At 37.3% G+C, this 15181-nt stretch carries 13 protein-coding genes and 1 other annotated feature; of the genes, 3 read left to right on the top strand and 10 right to left on the bottom strand.

Annotated elements, in window-relative coordinates:
• Positions 1-33: 33 nt before the first annotated feature.
• On the bottom strand, positions 34-270 hold the full coding sequence (locus tag MHB48_RS00800; protein ID WP_342599707.1) for a hypothetical protein: 237 nt from the start codon (positions 268-270) through the stop codon (positions 34-36).
• Positions 271-406: 136 nt separating this feature from the next.
• On the opposite strand from MHB48_RS00800, the gene MHB48_RS00795 reads away from it, so the two are divergent.
• The 3 genes from MHB48_RS00795 (at position 407) to MHB48_RS00785 (ending at position 3899) form a co-directional block, all read left to right on the top strand.
• Positions 407-1597 carry a class I SAM-dependent rRNA methyltransferase gene (locus MHB48_RS00795; RefSeq protein ID WP_342599706.1) on the top strand — a complete coding sequence of 397 codons (1191 nt, stop codon included), beginning with the start codon at positions 407-409 and terminating at the stop codon, positions 1595-1597.
• A gap of 250 nt (positions 1598-1847) precedes the next feature.
• On the top strand, positions 1848-2126 hold the full coding sequence (locus tag MHB48_RS00790) for a hypothetical protein (RefSeq protein ID WP_342599705.1): 279 nt from the start codon (positions 1848-1850) through the stop codon (positions 2124-2126).
• Positions 2127-2251: 125 nt separating this feature from the next.
• Positions 2252-2486: a binding site (T-box leader), on the top strand.
• 57 nt (positions 2487-2543) lie between these two features.
• Positions 2544-3899 (top strand): amino acid permease, encoded by a 1356-nt coding sequence (locus MHB48_RS00785; RefSeq protein ID WP_342599704.1) that lies wholly within the window; start codon positions 2544-2546, stop codon positions 3897-3899.
• A 273-nt stretch (positions 3900-4172) separates the two neighbouring features.
• On the opposite strand, the gene MHB48_RS00780 is transcribed toward MHB48_RS00785, so the two are convergent.
• The 9 genes from MHB48_RS00780 to MHB48_RS00740 form a co-directional block, all read right to left on the bottom strand.
• A complete protein-coding gene (locus MHB48_RS00780) occupies positions 4173-4994 on the bottom strand; it encodes a phytoene/squalene synthase family protein (RefSeq protein ID WP_342599703.1) in 822 nt (273 codons plus the stop codon).
• Between the two features lie 77 nt (positions 4995-5071).
• The gene (locus MHB48_RS00775; protein WP_342599702.1) at positions 5072-5803 is read right to left on the bottom strand and encodes an SDR family NAD(P)-dependent oxidoreductase; all 732 of its coding nucleotides are present in this window, start codon (positions 5801-5803) and stop codon (positions 5072-5074) included.
• Between the two features lie 15 nt (positions 5804-5818).
• On the bottom strand, positions 5819-6997 hold the full coding sequence (locus MHB48_RS00770; protein WP_342599701.1) for an MFS transporter: 1179 nt from the start codon (positions 6995-6997) through the stop codon (positions 5819-5821).
• A 67-nt stretch (positions 6998-7064) separates the two neighbouring features.
• Positions 7065-7904, bottom strand: coding sequence for a MerR family transcriptional regulator (locus MHB48_RS00765; protein WP_342599700.1), 840 nt, complete (start codon positions 7902-7904; stop codon positions 7065-7067).
• A gap of 436 nt (positions 7905-8340) precedes the next feature.
• A complete protein-coding gene (locus MHB48_RS00760; protein WP_342599699.1) occupies positions 8341-9999 on the bottom strand; it encodes a hypothetical protein in 1659 nt (552 codons plus the stop codon).
• 106 nt (positions 10000-10105) lie between these two features.
• Complete coding sequence (locus tag MHB48_RS00755; protein ID WP_342599698.1) at positions 10106-11335, bottom strand: MFS transporter; 1230 nt, start codon at positions 11333-11335, stop codon at positions 10106-10108.
• Between the two features lie 756 nt (positions 11336-12091).
• Complete coding sequence (locus tag MHB48_RS00750) at positions 12092-12418, bottom strand: DUF6572 domain-containing protein (protein ID WP_342599697.1); 327 nt, start codon at positions 12416-12418, stop codon at positions 12092-12094.
• Positions 12419-12433: 15 nt separating this feature from the next.
• Positions 12434-14170 (bottom strand): hypothetical protein, encoded by a 1737-nt coding sequence (locus MHB48_RS00745; RefSeq protein WP_342599696.1) that lies wholly within the window; start codon positions 14168-14170, stop codon positions 12434-12436.
• Between the two features lie 324 nt (positions 14171-14494).
• Entirely contained in the window at positions 14495-15181 is a 687-nt protein-coding gene (locus MHB48_RS00740) for a GNAT family N-acetyltransferase (protein WP_342599695.1), read from the bottom strand.

Genomic DNA, 15181 nt, shown 5'->3' with positions numbered 1-15181 from the left:
ATAACAGTGCCTTAAGAAAAAAGGGCAAACAGATTATTTCCTGTTTCCCTTCTTATTGTTAATCGTGTTATTTGTTGGTTTTGGATCTACTTTGTCCACGTCTGAGCCTAGTAGGAGATATCCTATAACAGACGAAACAATAGCTGCCCCTACAATGATGAGAATTTTATTTATAATGGTTACTTCATTATAATCTTCTTGATTTAGAATGATTGTTGCTAGTACAGCTACTACAACCATAATCGGCACGACAACTTTTGATTTCTTCAAAGCGAACTTCCTTCCTCTACATATGTATAGTATATTGTACCATAAGAAGACATAGAGAAAGAATCAAAGGTATTTTGTAAACGACGTTCTCTTTGTATGAGATAATAAACAAAAATGACATGTAAGGATGACATAGATGCGAAATGAATTAGACATTAAAGTAAAAGATACACTTGCTCAGGATATACAAAAAGGCGTTCCTATTTTGTTGAAAGATGGATTTAACGAGATGAATTCTTTTGAAGAAGGTTCTATTCTTAAATTGCGAAATCCCTCCGGAAAATTTATTGGAAAAGGCTATGTAGGAAAGCAAAATAAAGGCGTAGGTTGGATCCTTACGAAAAATGAAAATGAAACAATCGATACTTCCTTTTTCCAAAAGAAAATAGCAACTGCAATTAAACATCGTGAAGACTATTTTCATGACGCCGACACAACTGCCTTCCGTGTATTTAATGGAGAAGGTGATGGAATCGGAGGATTAACCATTGATTATTTCGATGGGTTCTATTTATTAAGTTGGTATAGTGAGGGCATTTACTCCTTTAAAGAAATGATTTTAGAGGCACTTGAGGAGTCTGTTTCCTATAAAGGAATTTATGAAAAGAAACGTTTTGATACCAAAGGCCAGTATGTAGAAGACGATGATTTTGTAAAAGGTGAGCGCGGTGAGTTCCCGCTGATCGTAAAAGAAAATGGTCAAAACTTTGCCATTTACCTAAATGATGGAGCTATGGTTGGAGTATTTTTAGACCAAAGAGATGTTCGGAAAAAAATTCGCGACACATATTCGGCTGGAAAAACTGTCCTTAATACATTCTCCTATACAGGTGCTTTTTCTGTCTTCGCTGCTGCAGGTGGATCGAAGAAAACGACAAGTGTCGATCTTGCAAAACGAAGCTTAAGTAAAACAACTGAACAGTTTGAAGTGAACGGAATTGATGTAGAAAAGCAAGACATCATCGTAATGGATGTCTTCGATTACTTCAAGTACGCCAAACGTAAAGAATTATCTTTCGATGTCGTTATTCTAGATCCACCTAGCTTTGCTCGTTCAAAGAAATATACATTTAGCTCTGCAAAGGATTACACGAACTTATTAAAAGATGCAATCGCTATTACCGAAAAGAATGGCGTTATTGTAGCTTCTACTAATAATGCAACATTTGGAATGAAAAAATTCCAAAGCTTCGTAGAAAAAGCTTTTAAAGAAACCAATCGAAAATATACGATTGAAGAAGAGTTTTCACTTCCAAGTGATTTTAAGACATCTCCACTTTTTAAAGAAGGAAATTATTTGAAGGTGTTGTTTGTGAGAGCGAAATAATAAAATATACAAAAAAGACTGGTGCATATGTATTTGTGTCAGTCTCAGACTGTAGACAAGCCCATAAACTTGAGTTTGTTTACAGTCTTTTTTGCTACGAGTAATCGCATGAGCATTCTTTTTTCTTTCGAGATGGATTTATCCGAAAAATTCGTTGATTTCCGCTACGGCGGACGCTTTTCGCAGGCATGGCTTCAGTCTCCTCAGGCCAACACGATATTGGTCACAAAGGCGTTGGGGCCCACAGGATGTGGGTTATGCAATCGTTGCCGCAAAAAGTTCTTTTGCGACGAGCTTTGCGCAGGAGCACAGAACTTTTGCGACGAGCTTTGCGCAGGAGCAGGACGCGGCGAACTTAGATTGCCTTCCATTGGAGGTAGCGTTCTTAGCCTTTATTCCTTTGTTCGTTCCTGCGGGGCCTTCAGCTCATGCACCTGCCGCTTCGCTTTTGGTGCAAAAAACATCTGCTATTCCCGCAGAAGTCGCCGCCTCCGCTCCAATCAACAAGTGTGCGTCTATAAACCCGTAATAATATACCGCAATCCATAAAATGCGGATTTCACATATTATTGTCATTATTCTAAAATGAAATATTGACAAAATCCAAACAAGTCCGTATAGTGTTCGATATTATAGAAATTCAGATTCACTTTTGTAAACGCAATGATTAGGAGTAGTAAAAGCTCATTATTTGGTAAAGAGAGCTGCGGGTTGGTGCAACGCAGTCCAATAATACTTTGAACTTGCCTAGGAGTGGTAGGATGAAAAGATTAAATAACTTATTCTTTTTATTTTAACGATTAACCTTCGTTACCAGGTTTTATAGTAGGGTTCTATAAGAACCAATAAGAGTGGTACCGCGGTTTGCTTAAGGCATATCGTCTCTTCTTTCATTTGATTATGAAGGAAGAGACGATATGCTTTTTTGATTAAGGGAGGCAATGACATGGAGAAAGACAGACAGAAATTACAGAGAACAATGACTTCACGTCATATTACAATGATGGCTTTAGGCGGAGCCATTGGTGCTGGGTTATTTAAAGGAAGTAGTTCAGCCATTGATATGGCTGGTCCCTCGGTTCTTATTGCATATTTAATCGGTGGTATTATTCTTTTATTCGTCATGCAGGGTCTAGCCGAAATGGCCGTCCGCAATAGTGGTGCAAGAACATTTAGAGACTTAGTTCAATCAATACTAGGAAGCTACCCCGCGTATTTTCTAGATTGGATCTATTGGAAAATGTGGGTATTAAATATTGCAGCCGAATCGGTGGTTGCGGCCATTTTCATTCAATATTGGCTACCAGATTACCCAATTTGGATACTGGCTTTATCCGTATCTGTGTTGGTTACAGTTATTAACTTACTATCAGTTAAAGCTTTTGCTGAAACTGAGTACTGGCTAGCGTTAATTAAAATTACCGTTATTGTAGTGTTTATCATTGCTGGATTGTTGTTACTTCTCGTAAATTTTGGCGATCATACAGCAGTTGGCTTTTCTAACTTAACTGACCACGGGGGGTTCTTCCCGAATGGACCGACAGGATTAATTGCCGCGATGCTTGTTGTTATCTATTCTTACGGAGGTACTGAAATTATCGGAATCACGTTAGCTGAAACGAAAAATCCTGAAAAAGTAGTTCCGAAAGCTGTTCGTAGTACGTTAGTCCGAATTATCTCTTTCTACTTGCTTCCATTTTTTATTATCGTTAGCTTAATTCCTTGGAATGAAGTAAACGGGGTAGCAGAAAGTCCATTTGTGATGGTATTTAAAATGATTGGGATCCCAGGTGCTGACCATATAATGAACGCTGTTGTAATACTAGCAATTATTTCGTCGATGAATTCTGGATTATATGGCTCGTCACGAGTTCTATATACACAAGCTGTGGACGGTCGTATCCCTAAAATATTTTCACATCTATCGAAAAAGAAAGTTCCAACTTATGCAATATTAATGTGTACTTCTGCTTTATATATTGGTGTACTAATTTCTTTATTTGCTGGAAGTAAAACGTTTGAGTTTCTAATGGGCTCTCTAGGCTATACCGTGTTGTTCATCTGGTTAATCATTGCGTTTGCTCATCTAAAATCGCGTAAAAATCAACCTGAACAACCAAGTTCCTATTCGGTTAAATGGTTCCCTTATACAACTTGGGCTGCAATTATCGCATTATGTGCAATCCTAATCGGAATTATTTTCACAACATCTATCATCGTAACAACTATTACACTAGTGATTTATATCTTTATTACTATAACTTATGTTTTTAATGGTCGTTTCCATAAAAATGTAGCTTAGATTGGAGCATAAAAGAAAGGCTGTCTGGGAGATTGTTCCCGACAGCCTTACATAATTTTATTTGGAATCAGTTTATAAATTCGTCTCGATCTTCCCCGCGTTGGATAAGGCTCTAAACCAATGCATTCAGCTAATCCTACATCACATAAACTTTCTATGACACGGCGCATATTTCCTTCATCCTTGGATAATTGGGTTGCAATGTCTTTACAAGAGCCAATCCCTTTTTAATAGGAATAGACTCTCATATCGTTTGTTTAACTTTATATCTATTTAAACCTCTGCTTGAACTTCTTCTACTGTTGCTTCAACTTCTGCTCGAGTCATTTTTTCTTTACCGTTTTTAAGTGCTTTTAATGTTTTATGTGCAAGCGCAAGCGGTAACTTACAGAATAAAACAATACTACGACGATGGATACTCTTGATGTATTCATCCGCCAACGCTAAGTTGTCTTCTGCATAAACGAACATATCTGCTCGTGTCCAGCCTTCTGGGAAGAACTGAACTCCACGTTCGTTATCTTCGTCTTTATTTCGTAAAATATTAACTGCTTGAAGTCCGCGTCCGTATGCAATCGCTAGTTCACGGTCCGTATCAATGTCCGCATTCCACTTCCATAAGTCAGTTAACATAACCCCAACAAGACCTGCAACGTAATATGTATACTCATCTAGATCTTCTTTTGTTTTCACTTGCCAGTTCTTCCCTACCCATTTAGCCATTCCTTCTGCCATCTCGCTCGTATAGGTTTTCACTGTTCCCACTAAATCCGTTGGACAAATTGATAGCCAATCTCCAAGTCTTAATGAGACCTCAGGAAGAATGTCTTGGTACGGTGCTACAAGCCGTTCATACTCTTTCTGATTAAAATCTTTTAGAAGCATCTCGCTCGTTGCAAGCAATAACTGTTGTTTTTCTTGCGCCCCTAATGCTTCATGATCTTCTATTTCATCTATCGCACGCATGCACAAATAAGCAGAGGCAACCGCCTTTTTCAGTGTCGGTTCTAAAAAAGTGATTGGGATATAAAATGTTCTGCTTGTCTTTTTTAACATGTCCATTGCTTCTTTATGTAAAGCTGCTACTTCACGCACAACTAGTCCTCCATTTCACAATCAAATACTCTACCTACTATTGTATCGGATTTTCGCGAAAAGACAAAATGGCTTCATTACAGATTGCGTAAGTCAGTTAGAACTTCTACTTGATAAAATTGATCACTTTCAATAAATCGGATCAGCTTTTCGGCTACTTCTTGTGCACTACTAAGTTGTCCCGTAACTTTATACTCCTTAAATCGATCGACTAACGGAAACTCAGATTCTGTCGATTGACGTATCCTCCCTTGCATATTTGTATCGATAATACCCGGTGCAATAGAAACTAACCTTACACCATTTGGCTTATTAGATTCCTCTAATTGAACCGCCTCCGTAAATCTGTCCAGTCCAGCTTTTCCAGCGCAATAGCTACTCCAGCCTTCATAAGCTTTCCGTCCTGCTCCAGATGAAATTTGAATAACCTTTTTCGGAATTTCTTTTTCAGCCAGTCCTCTAATAAATGCTCCCGTTAATAACATAGGAGCTGTTAAATTAACGGCAATACTTTTCGCAATAAAATCACCGTCTATCTCCCCTGCCATCCCTATCGGCTCAACTGTTCCCGCATTATTTATAAGCACAAAAGAACTTGCTTCTGAAGAAGGCTTTTTAATAATCTCCTGCATTATGTCCGCAAGCTTAGAAGTCTCTGTTAGATCTAATAAAACATGGTGGTAGCGATGATGGTCAATACCGTTTTCTTTTCGCGCAATCCCATAAACAGTATGGCCAGCTTCTAATAATTGATTAACAAGCTCTAAACCTATTCCACTTGTCGTTCCAGTAACGATATAATTATCCATTTCCTCACCTTTTCCTTAATAATTTTTTTGCTCTTTCCAAATTAACGAAATCGCAAAGCTAAGTGCAAGTACGAACATCGCTAGTACATATGGGTAATCGATATTCACGTCAAATAAAACACCCGCAATACCAGGCCCTATAATATTACCGACACTCGTAAAAGTGGAATTTAATCCACCTACAAACCCTTGCTCATTGCCAGCTATTTTAGATAAATATGTTGTCAAAGCAGGACGTATTAAATCAAACATTAAGAAAATCACAAAAGTCACCAGTAATATTGACCAGTAAGCTGACACTTTAATCATAGCAAATATAAATACTGCTGATACACCCATACAAATTTGAATCAATCTAATTTCCCCAATTTTCCCGACAATACGATCGAAGGAAAGCACTTGGGCAATCACACCTAAAATCCCACTAACTGAAATGATTAACGCAATATCTTTTGGTGTAAATGCAAATTTATGATCGACGAAAAGAGAATAGACTGTTTCAAAAGCCGCCAATCCAAAACTAGATACAAGAATGATGATCATAGGAATCAGATACATCGGTTCCAATACTTTACGGAACCCTGATTTTGCTTTTGGTTTATCTTTTTCTTTCTTTCCTTCTATTGGTCTTTTAGGCTCTTTCAATATTACAAGTGAAAAAATAGCCCCCAAAAAGCCTATTGCTGCTGCAAAAAAGAAAGGAATTCTGGTTCCATGTTCAGCCAAAAACCCGCCAATCCCAGGACCTATGATAAAGCCAGTACTTATAGCCGCGGCAACATAACCCATTGCTTTTGGTCGTTCCTTTAAAGAGGTAATATCTGCAACAAAAGCTGTCACTGCCGGCATCATGAATGCTGCACTAACACCACCTAGCATTCTAGAAATATACAGTACCTTCACATCTTGTCCAAAACCAAAGAGCATTTCCGACAACGCAAAGAGAAGCATACCAATAACAATCATTTTTTTGCGACCAAATGTGTCGACCCATCTTCCCGCTATAGGAGATACTAATAATTGAGTGAATGCGAAAGCTGCCACTAAGTATCCCATCGTCGATCCTTCTAAATGCATTTCTCTCATTAATGTGGGAAATACAGGAATAACTAATCCGATCCCTAAAAATACAATAAATAAATTCACTAATACCAAAAATATTGTCTTGTCCAAACCACTTTTTTGTAAAACCATATCCAAACTCCTTATTATTCAACTTAAACTTACAATAATAAAAATAAACCCTATAGTAACTATAGGGTCAAGTAGCTTGAATCTGTATTTTAAGTTCCACTAAAAATTCATCCTCTTTGGATGATGTAAAATTTATTGGCATCCAAATATCATACACGGTTGGTACTAGTTTTATATGATTTTGCTCTATATAGTCCATTAATTTCCGATAACATACTTCGTATTCATCATCCTCTAATACAAAAGTAATACTGAGATAATCACCGGCTGGTAACGAACTAATTTCCACATCTTCGTAGTTAACTTCAATTTCCTTATCTGTCACAATATGTGTAAATAGATAATCGTAATTGATGTCATCTAACGACTCATACTTTTGAAAAGAAAATGCGCCTCCATATAATGTATCAAATACGCTTCCCTCATCTTCAAGCACCTGACTAATACGTCCATATTCCTTGTTCGGAATATCATTAAAGCTCATGTTGGAGGTTTTGATCTTTACTATTTTTTGTAAAGGCATTTTCTTCACACATACAGTCATCATATTAGACTCAATGACTAATGATTGGATTTGTTCCTTTTTTCGCTGTAACACCTCTTTTGTTTTTTTCAGTCTTTGAAATTGCTGCTCAATTCTATCCTCTTGATTCGCAAGATAAATTACTAGCTCTTCAGACTTCAATGTTAGAACCGATTTAACCTCTTCTAACGATAATCCAAGATATTTCAGTGATTTAATAATGTCTAAATAATATAACTGTGTATTTTGATAGTATCTATATTGATTTACTGGATCTATTTCGATTGGTTTAAATAAATCGATTCGATCATAATACCGCAAAGTTTGAACCGATATATTACTTAGTTTTGCCACTTCGCCTACTGTTAAATAATAAACTTTCAAGAAATCACCCCATTTTTCTGAGAAAGCGAGTTTTTGGATGCTATATATCTATGTAATCATTTTATAATGAAGGGGCTGTCCCTAAAATCATATAATAACTGAGAAATGGTCCCTTTTCCAATGTATTGATTTCCGTTCCAGACGGACGATTTCCGCGGGCATGGCTTCAGTCTCCTCAGGCCAACACGATGTTGGTCACGAAGGCGTTGCCACACGAGGTGGCGTTCTTAGCCTTCGTTCCTTTGTTCGCTCTTGGGGGCCTTCAGCTCATGCACCTGCCGCTTCGCTTTCGGTGTAGAAAACATCTGCTATTCCCGCTGGGGTCGCCGTCTTCCACTACAATCAATTGCCAACAAAAAACAGGTGTAGAAAAAGACTCGTTTTTCTACACCTGCTTCAATTTATGGGCCTATTGGACAGCCCCTTCATTTAAATATTACTCAATTCCTTGAATTATTACTTCTTTAACAGGTAGGAATAATTCTCCTGTATTTAAGAATTTTACTTGTACGTTATCACTTTCTTGCATATATACAGCAAGTGGAGCTACTTCCGAAGAGACAATATAATTTTGTTTATTATCTAGCAAGAAAGATACTTGTGTAAAGTCCCCAACACGCTCTTTAAATACACGCACAACGGTACCATCTACAGATTTTTCTTCTGCACTGGAGCTTCCATTGACAGAACTTCCGCCACGTTGAATGGCTGTTTTATACAACTTCAATGCTTCATTTGGTGTATTTCCATACACCGAAATTTCCGGATTAGCCGCAGACACGATGAAGTAATTTTGTAAAAATCCATTTGAATCCAGCACTGGTGTTAACCAACTAGCCTCACCATAGAAATTGTACAGTACGGGCATCTCACCTGACCATTTCTTTTCAATAAATTTCTTTTCAATTATTTGAAGAGCACCTTGGGAATCCATATAAGAGTCCTCTAAATTACCTGTGTAGTAAGTCGCTTTACCTGTTCTGCCGTCTGTCAGGGAATAACCAAGCATCGAATCGACGCCTTCTTTAGGGCTTGTGAAATCAGTGAAGTAATACATTTCCCCATCTTCCCCGAAAATCGGACTAACATTAGCCTCTGTTCCTTCATCCGAAGGTAATTTAACATCTTTTTTACCAAAAATGCTATTAATAAACCCATGTACATAATTCCCGTAATAACTATTTTGCAAACTAACAGTTTCCGGTGATATAGCTCCATCAATAAAGGCTGGGACATCTGAAAGCTTAAATGAATCTGTTTGACCTGTAGCCGGGTCCACTACAACGATCCCTTCTACATCAAAGCCATCTCGAGCAGAAACAAATTGGCCATAAGAACGGATATAATAAGGCTTGCCATCTTCGTCAATCTCTAACTGTGGATCTCCATAAAAAATCTTAGTTGGATGCTCCATACGCATCTGTCTTTCTAAATTCTTGTGTAGAAATGATGAAGGTGTATAACTCATATCTGCCTTCACAAATTTGGGGTTATCAGAAGAATCCGTCGCACTCATCGTGAAGTACCCGGGAGTCACATCTCCATTCCACCATTTAAAGAATCCCGAAAATTCGACAGGCGCAATATATACGTACGCGTCTTTTACTTTTTGAATTTGTAAATTTCCTAACTCATAATAGCTTGTATTTGGTACTTGCCCAAATGCTTTTTTCATTTTATTTCGTGCAAATTGTGGTGGTACACTTGCAGGTGTTTTTGTTTCGTCAAACGGTTCAATTTCCACCTTTTCATCCATTTTTGCTACTTCATATTTTTCATCCGCATTCCAAACTGGTGCTGACAACATGAAAATTGCAACACCTAAACTTCCTAAGAAAAGCAATCCTTTTGTCTTTTGCTCTTTCCCTTTTGAAAAAAACGTTCCTGCAAAGGTAGCAAATACAAACACTGGCCATAAAGCTGTCCAGTTTCGATCTAAATTTGTTACATAATATATAATTGCTAACACGATAAAGGCTAAAATCGCTAGACTAATAATGGAAGACACAGTGTCTTTCCTTTTTGCTGTTAATGGTACGACTAATAATGCAGTCAGTACTGCTACAACTGCCGAAATAATAAATACGAAAGCCATACTATTCATCCTTCCTTCTCTTTTTCTACTTAACTATACGGACGAAAGAGAATATGGTTTCAGAAAATCTTCACGAATGGCACTTTACTGTTAATTCCATATCCAATCAGTTACTTACAACTATATCGCAATCTTTCGCCTTTAATTCAAAGCCTTTTTTCCAGGAATAAATAATACAGACAGAAGCAATAGCTAATATTCCACTAAGAACGACAAAACAATAAATAATTAGACCTGAAGAGACCATTCCAGTGAAGATAGCGAGTAATACAACCCTTACTAGCAAACCAATTGAGCGGAATAAACTGTCCACTCTTCCGATTATTTCATTGGGTACTTGATCCATTAAAAAAGAATTTCTAGCTACTCTAGAACTACTATTTCCTATAGCAATAAAAAACACAAGTGATAAGTAAACAGGTATATTGGCGATTAGTATAAATGAAATAGCAACCGTGTAAGTAATCACTCCGTAGATGATTGTTTTTTCATTCCCTATCTTTCTAGCAATAATAGGTACGAGAATACCCGCAACTACTGCGCCTACTCCATATATCATCCCTTGAATTCCATACAAACTCCCCGACGCCTTTAGCACATCTGCTAAATATACAGGAAATAAATAATTCGAAATCATTACACCAATAAAAGGCATAATAGAAAAAAACAAAAATAAGAACATGGCTGGTCTTTTTAACATATAACTTAAACCTTCTGTACCATTTGATTTTAAAGCTTTCTTCGAGTGATCAACTGCATTCTTTGTATAAGGAATTTTTAAGAAGAAGTAGATGGCTGCAGCGTAAGTCAATACATCAAGCAGCAATATGTATTGTAAATCCCATCTAGATAACAAGATACTTGCCAAAGCACCAGCAATTACGCTAGATAATTGCCCTTGAACTTCCATTGTTCCATTTAAAGTTTTGTATTGATTCTTGTTAAAGATTTCTTGATTTAAAGCGAACATGGTAGGATAGAAAATCGTGTAATACAAGCTCCCAATCATGTAAATGAACATATAATGCCAAACCTCATAAGATAATCCTATAAATCCAATCATAGAAAAACATATTAATAATACAAAACAAATAATTTCACTCATTATCAATAATTTCTTTCGCGACATTTTATCAACTAGATTACCTACAAATGGTGTAATGATGAAACTAATAATGGTCATGCTTATTGTGACATAACCAAAAACTGCATTCCCGTTATCACTAGACACCAGCATCCATGGTATCGCAATCATGGTTATTCCGGATCCAATCGATGAAGCAATATTAGCAAAAATAATTAAGCGAAAACGGGAATCGTTATATAAATTCTTCATTGTAGCGCACCCCTTTATAATCTTATTATTCTTACTTTAATTGAAATTTCCTATTTTGAGTTCCGTCATTGGTCTTGATTGCATCTCATACAATTGACTGAGTCTATTATGTTGTTACCTGCCAGAAATCCGCTCGCTTTCCGCGGATGATCTGCCAAGCCTCCTTACTCGCAAGCCCGCTTTGGGGTCTTGGCAGCCCGTTTTTCCGCTGGAGTCTCACAGATTTTCGTCACAAAATATATGCTTCTAAAAAATATTTGCCTAATTTAACAAAGCCTAAAAATAAAAACACCTAGTGAATTTTCTCACTAGGTGTTCATCAAATTTATATGTAATCTTTATTTTCCTCGTAAGTCACATACCAATTATCATCTTTCTGCAATATACCTGTTCCAATCCACCCGTCTGCTAGAAGCTGCTGTTGTCTTTCGGAATCTCCCATACTGATTTCCAACACTTCACTGCTCGGTTTACGAGTTTCATGTAATTTCTTATAAAATACATGTATGGTTTTGAAGTTTAAAAATGGTGGTATCTGACGATTTGTGATTATTTTTCTGGTAATACAAACAGTAAATAGGACATACATTTTAAGATATTATACGCACTTTATTATTTGACAAAACATCATATTGGGATTACAAGGCTTAGCACTATTCTTTGTAAAACTAGCTGTTTATTCGGCACTGGGTAGCCCCGCAAAAAAAGAACCTTGAAAGGCATTTAGCCAATCAAGGTTCCCTCCTCCATATAGAGTTACTCGCCTGAAATCTCGCAACTTAAATTAAAACCTGCTTCTACTATTTGAGCATATGCTACATTTAAAAATTCTTCCGCCTTTTCAGTCAAATCATATTTTGAAAATAGCTTAATCTCAAATTTTTTATCTTTCGCAGAAGGACAACTTTCATATATCTCGCCACTTTCAAGAAAACTTAAATATAAATTTATTTTTTCTTGAAGCATAATTAGATGGTCGTATTCATTTTCCCAATCGAGATGGTCTGTTATAGCTAAAGTAACTAACTTCTCTTCTTCATTCACCCCTATTGCATCAATTTTATCTTTATCTTCTATTGACATCTTAATCACCTCTTTCTAGTTTTTTCTAACAATATTGATTTTGGTAGGTGGAATTTCAGTTCCGCCATAAAATGGTGGTTTCCCTTTACCTAACACTGTTCCCCCTGATTCCAAAATCTCAGGAAAAGCGACTTTCTGATTTTTTGTTAATGGTGCTGTAGAAGAAGCTTTGTATTCCTCAATCACAATATTGCCAGTCGTTTTATCCACTCCAATTGCATCTACTCTTGTCTTTGTTCCACTTTTAGTCCGAACAGTAATTTGTTCTACTACCTCATTACTATTCTTTAATTTCTCTATGGATTCTTTCTCAAATTCTCTTCCCGCAACTCTATTGCGCTCTAATACTTCAGCCTTACCCGTACCCTTAGCAACAATCTCCGCTTCTTTCGTTTCTTTTGCAGCAACATCCTTAGTCTTTTCTACAGCTTTCGCTAGATCATGTCCTGTCTCCAAAACTTTAGCAGGTTTGATGAACGTGTAGGCTGCAGCTTCTATTTTCTCTTTTGCTGTCGCTTCTGTGCTAATTATAGTGCCTATATCGCTTAGAAAGAAGTCATATGCCGCCATCGAAATAGGAGCTAGGCCATCTGGTGTTCCTGAACCATTTCCACCGACCACTTTTCTCATGCCCTCATATGAGAATGCATGATCACTTTTATTAGAACTAGTTAGATAGTTATCAGATGGATATTGTTTAGCTAATGCTGCATAGATTTCTTTTAATTGTTTGTCCTCTGAAGTACTTTTCTGATTTGCCAAAAAAGATAAGCTAAGCGAATCCCCGTCTTTGGATGATTTGTGTAGCGACGTTTGTGCAATTGCGCTTGGTTTATTTACTGGATAATAGGACGTAGCGGGTGCTTGTCCAGTTTTATATAGATCTTGATTTACTTTATAGCTTTGTATAGCTGCTGGTTTAGCGGCAGTTGTTGTTGTCTTTTTCGTAGACGAAGCCACTTGTGTACTTTGGTGTAACTCCTGCTGCACTTTATTGCTTTGTGCGGTAGCAGGTCGGATGCTACTTGTTGCCGGAGCGCTATTTGCAGTAGAAGAAGACCCTTGCGAATTTTTGTATAAATCTTGGTTTGCTTGATAGCTTTGAGCAGCTATCGGCCGCGGGACACTTGTACTTGGAGCAACAGGCTTATTTGCAGTAGACGAAGCTACTTGGGTACTTTTGTGCAAATCTTGATTTACTTTATTACTTGGTACACTTGTTGGTTTTGCTACTACTACCGGCGCTGGCTTTGGTGCGCTTGTACTAGTAGGTGTTGGTTTGTTCGTTGTAGTAGTTACTGGCGTACTTTTGTGCAAATCTTGATTTACTTTATTACTTGGTGCACTTGCTGGTTTTGTTACCACTACTGGTGCCGGCTTTGGTGTGCTTGTACTAGTAGGTGTTGGTTTGTTCGTTGTAGCTACTGGTGTACTTTTGTGTAAATCTTGATTTACTTTATTACTTGGTGCACTTGCTGGTTTTGTTACCACTACCGGTGCCGGCTTTGGTGTGCTTGTACTAGTAGGTGTTGGTTTGTTCGTTGTAGCTACTGGTGTACTTTTGTGTAAATCTTGATTTACTTTATTACTTGGTGCACTTGCTGGTTTTGGTACGGGTTTTGCTACCACTACTGGTGCCGGCTTCGGCGCTGGTTTTGCTACCACTACTGGTGCCGGCTTCGGTGCTGGTTTCGGACTACTCTTTGCTACAACTGCATTGCTTGATCTTCCAGATCCTTCTGAAACTCTCATTTCCTTCACTCCCTTTAAGTGTAACCAAGTTTCTTTAGAATTACAGTAAAATAAACCCCTTTTTTCATTACTAAAATGACTTTTTCTTTTTAAGTAATCCGCAAATATAAAAAGGTAAAAATGGATTATCTTGTAAGGATTATACAACTCCTTCAGTCAAGTGTATATATTTTTTGTCTAATATTCCAAATTTTCTTATTTTTATAAGCTGCGTATAAAAACCATGAACTCAATTTAAGTTGAATGAATATTTTCAAAAAAAAAGACTGTAGATTTCTCTCAGTTTTGAGAGTTTGTCTACAGTCCTCGTTCACCATTACTTTATCAGTACGTTCCTTTTTCATCGTAAGTTACGTACCAAACATCTTCTTTTTGCATAACACTTGTTCCAATCCAGCCTTCTGCAAGTAGTTGTTGTTGTTTTTCAGTGTCTTCCATTTTCACTTCTAACACTTCGCCGCCTAGTTTACGATCTTCGTGCAACTTTTTATAAAATACATATCTCAGCATATTTGCATATTTCTTTTTCAACGCACCAATGACCATACCTTGGCTTAGTTTATCCTTTAGACTAGCAATGTTAAATGGTGCGACAGTTGCGCATACATGGGAGTATGGCGATGCATCTAGCAGTTCCATTACAATAAGTCCTAATTTTTTTTGCAGTCCAAATCCACGGTAATCTGGATGAACATTCGTAATTTCTTGATAAACAACTTTGTCTAATTGTTCTGCCTTCAGACCAATATCAAACCCTAAATGATGTTCATCTATTTCTGGTAGAGCTAACGCACGAAATGCTATTAACTCCTCCTCCACAAATACGCCTACCATTAGGCGATTCGCGATAGAACCTTCGTATTCTTCCTTTGTTAAGGGCGATAAGAAATCATTGTTTTCAAGACTTCCTAAAACAATATCCTGAATGCGAAATATATCATCCACATGGTCTATTGTTAGTTCACGAACGACATATTCTTTCTCTCCGAGCATGCCTTTCCATTCTTTCAT

It is taken from the genome of Psychrobacillus sp. FSL H8-0483 (assembly GCF_038637725.1).
GTDB lineage: Bacteria > Bacillota > Bacilli > Bacillales_A > Planococcaceae > Psychrobacillus.
The sequence above is the reverse complement of the archived record's forward strand: the minus strand, read 5'-3'. Positions and strand labels throughout refer to the sequence as shown.

Excerpts from the sequence above, each read along its gene's own strand:
- MHB48_RS00795 (WP_342599706.1), top strand. The coding sequence starts at position 407 with ATGCGAAATGAATTAGACATTAAAGTAAAAGATACACTTGCTCAGGAT.
- MHB48_RS00785 (WP_342599704.1), top strand. The coding sequence starts at position 2,544 with ATGGAGAAAGACAGACAGAAATTACAGAGAACAATGACTTCACGTCAT.
- MHB48_RS00775 (WP_342599702.1), bottom strand. The coding sequence starts at position 5,803 with ATGGATAATTATATCGTTACTGGAACGACAAGTGGAATAGGTTTAGAG.
- MHB48_RS00770 (WP_342599701.1), bottom strand. The coding sequence starts at position 6,997 with ATGGTTTTACAAAAAAGTGGTTTGGACAAGACAATATTTTTGGTATTA.
- MHB48_RS00760 (WP_342599699.1), bottom strand. The coding sequence starts at position 9,999 with ATGGCTTTCGTATTTATTATTTCGGCAGTTGTAGCAGTACTGACTGCA.
- MHB48_RS00755 (WP_342599698.1), bottom strand. The coding sequence starts at position 11,335 with ATGAAGAATTTATATAACGATTCCCGTTTTCGCTTAATTATTTTTGCT.
- MHB48_RS00750 (WP_342599697.1), bottom strand. The coding sequence starts at position 12,418 with ATGTCAATAGAAGATAAAGATAAAATTGATGCAATAGGGGTGAATGAA.
- MHB48_RS00745 (WP_342599696.1), bottom strand. The coding sequence starts at position 14,170 with ATGAGAGTTTCAGAAGGATCTGGAAGATCAAGCAATGCAGTTGTAGCA.
- MHB48_RS00740 (WP_342599695.1), bottom strand. The coding sequence starts at position 15,181 with ATGAAAGAATGGAAAGGCATGCTCGGAGAGAAAGAATATGTCGTTCGT.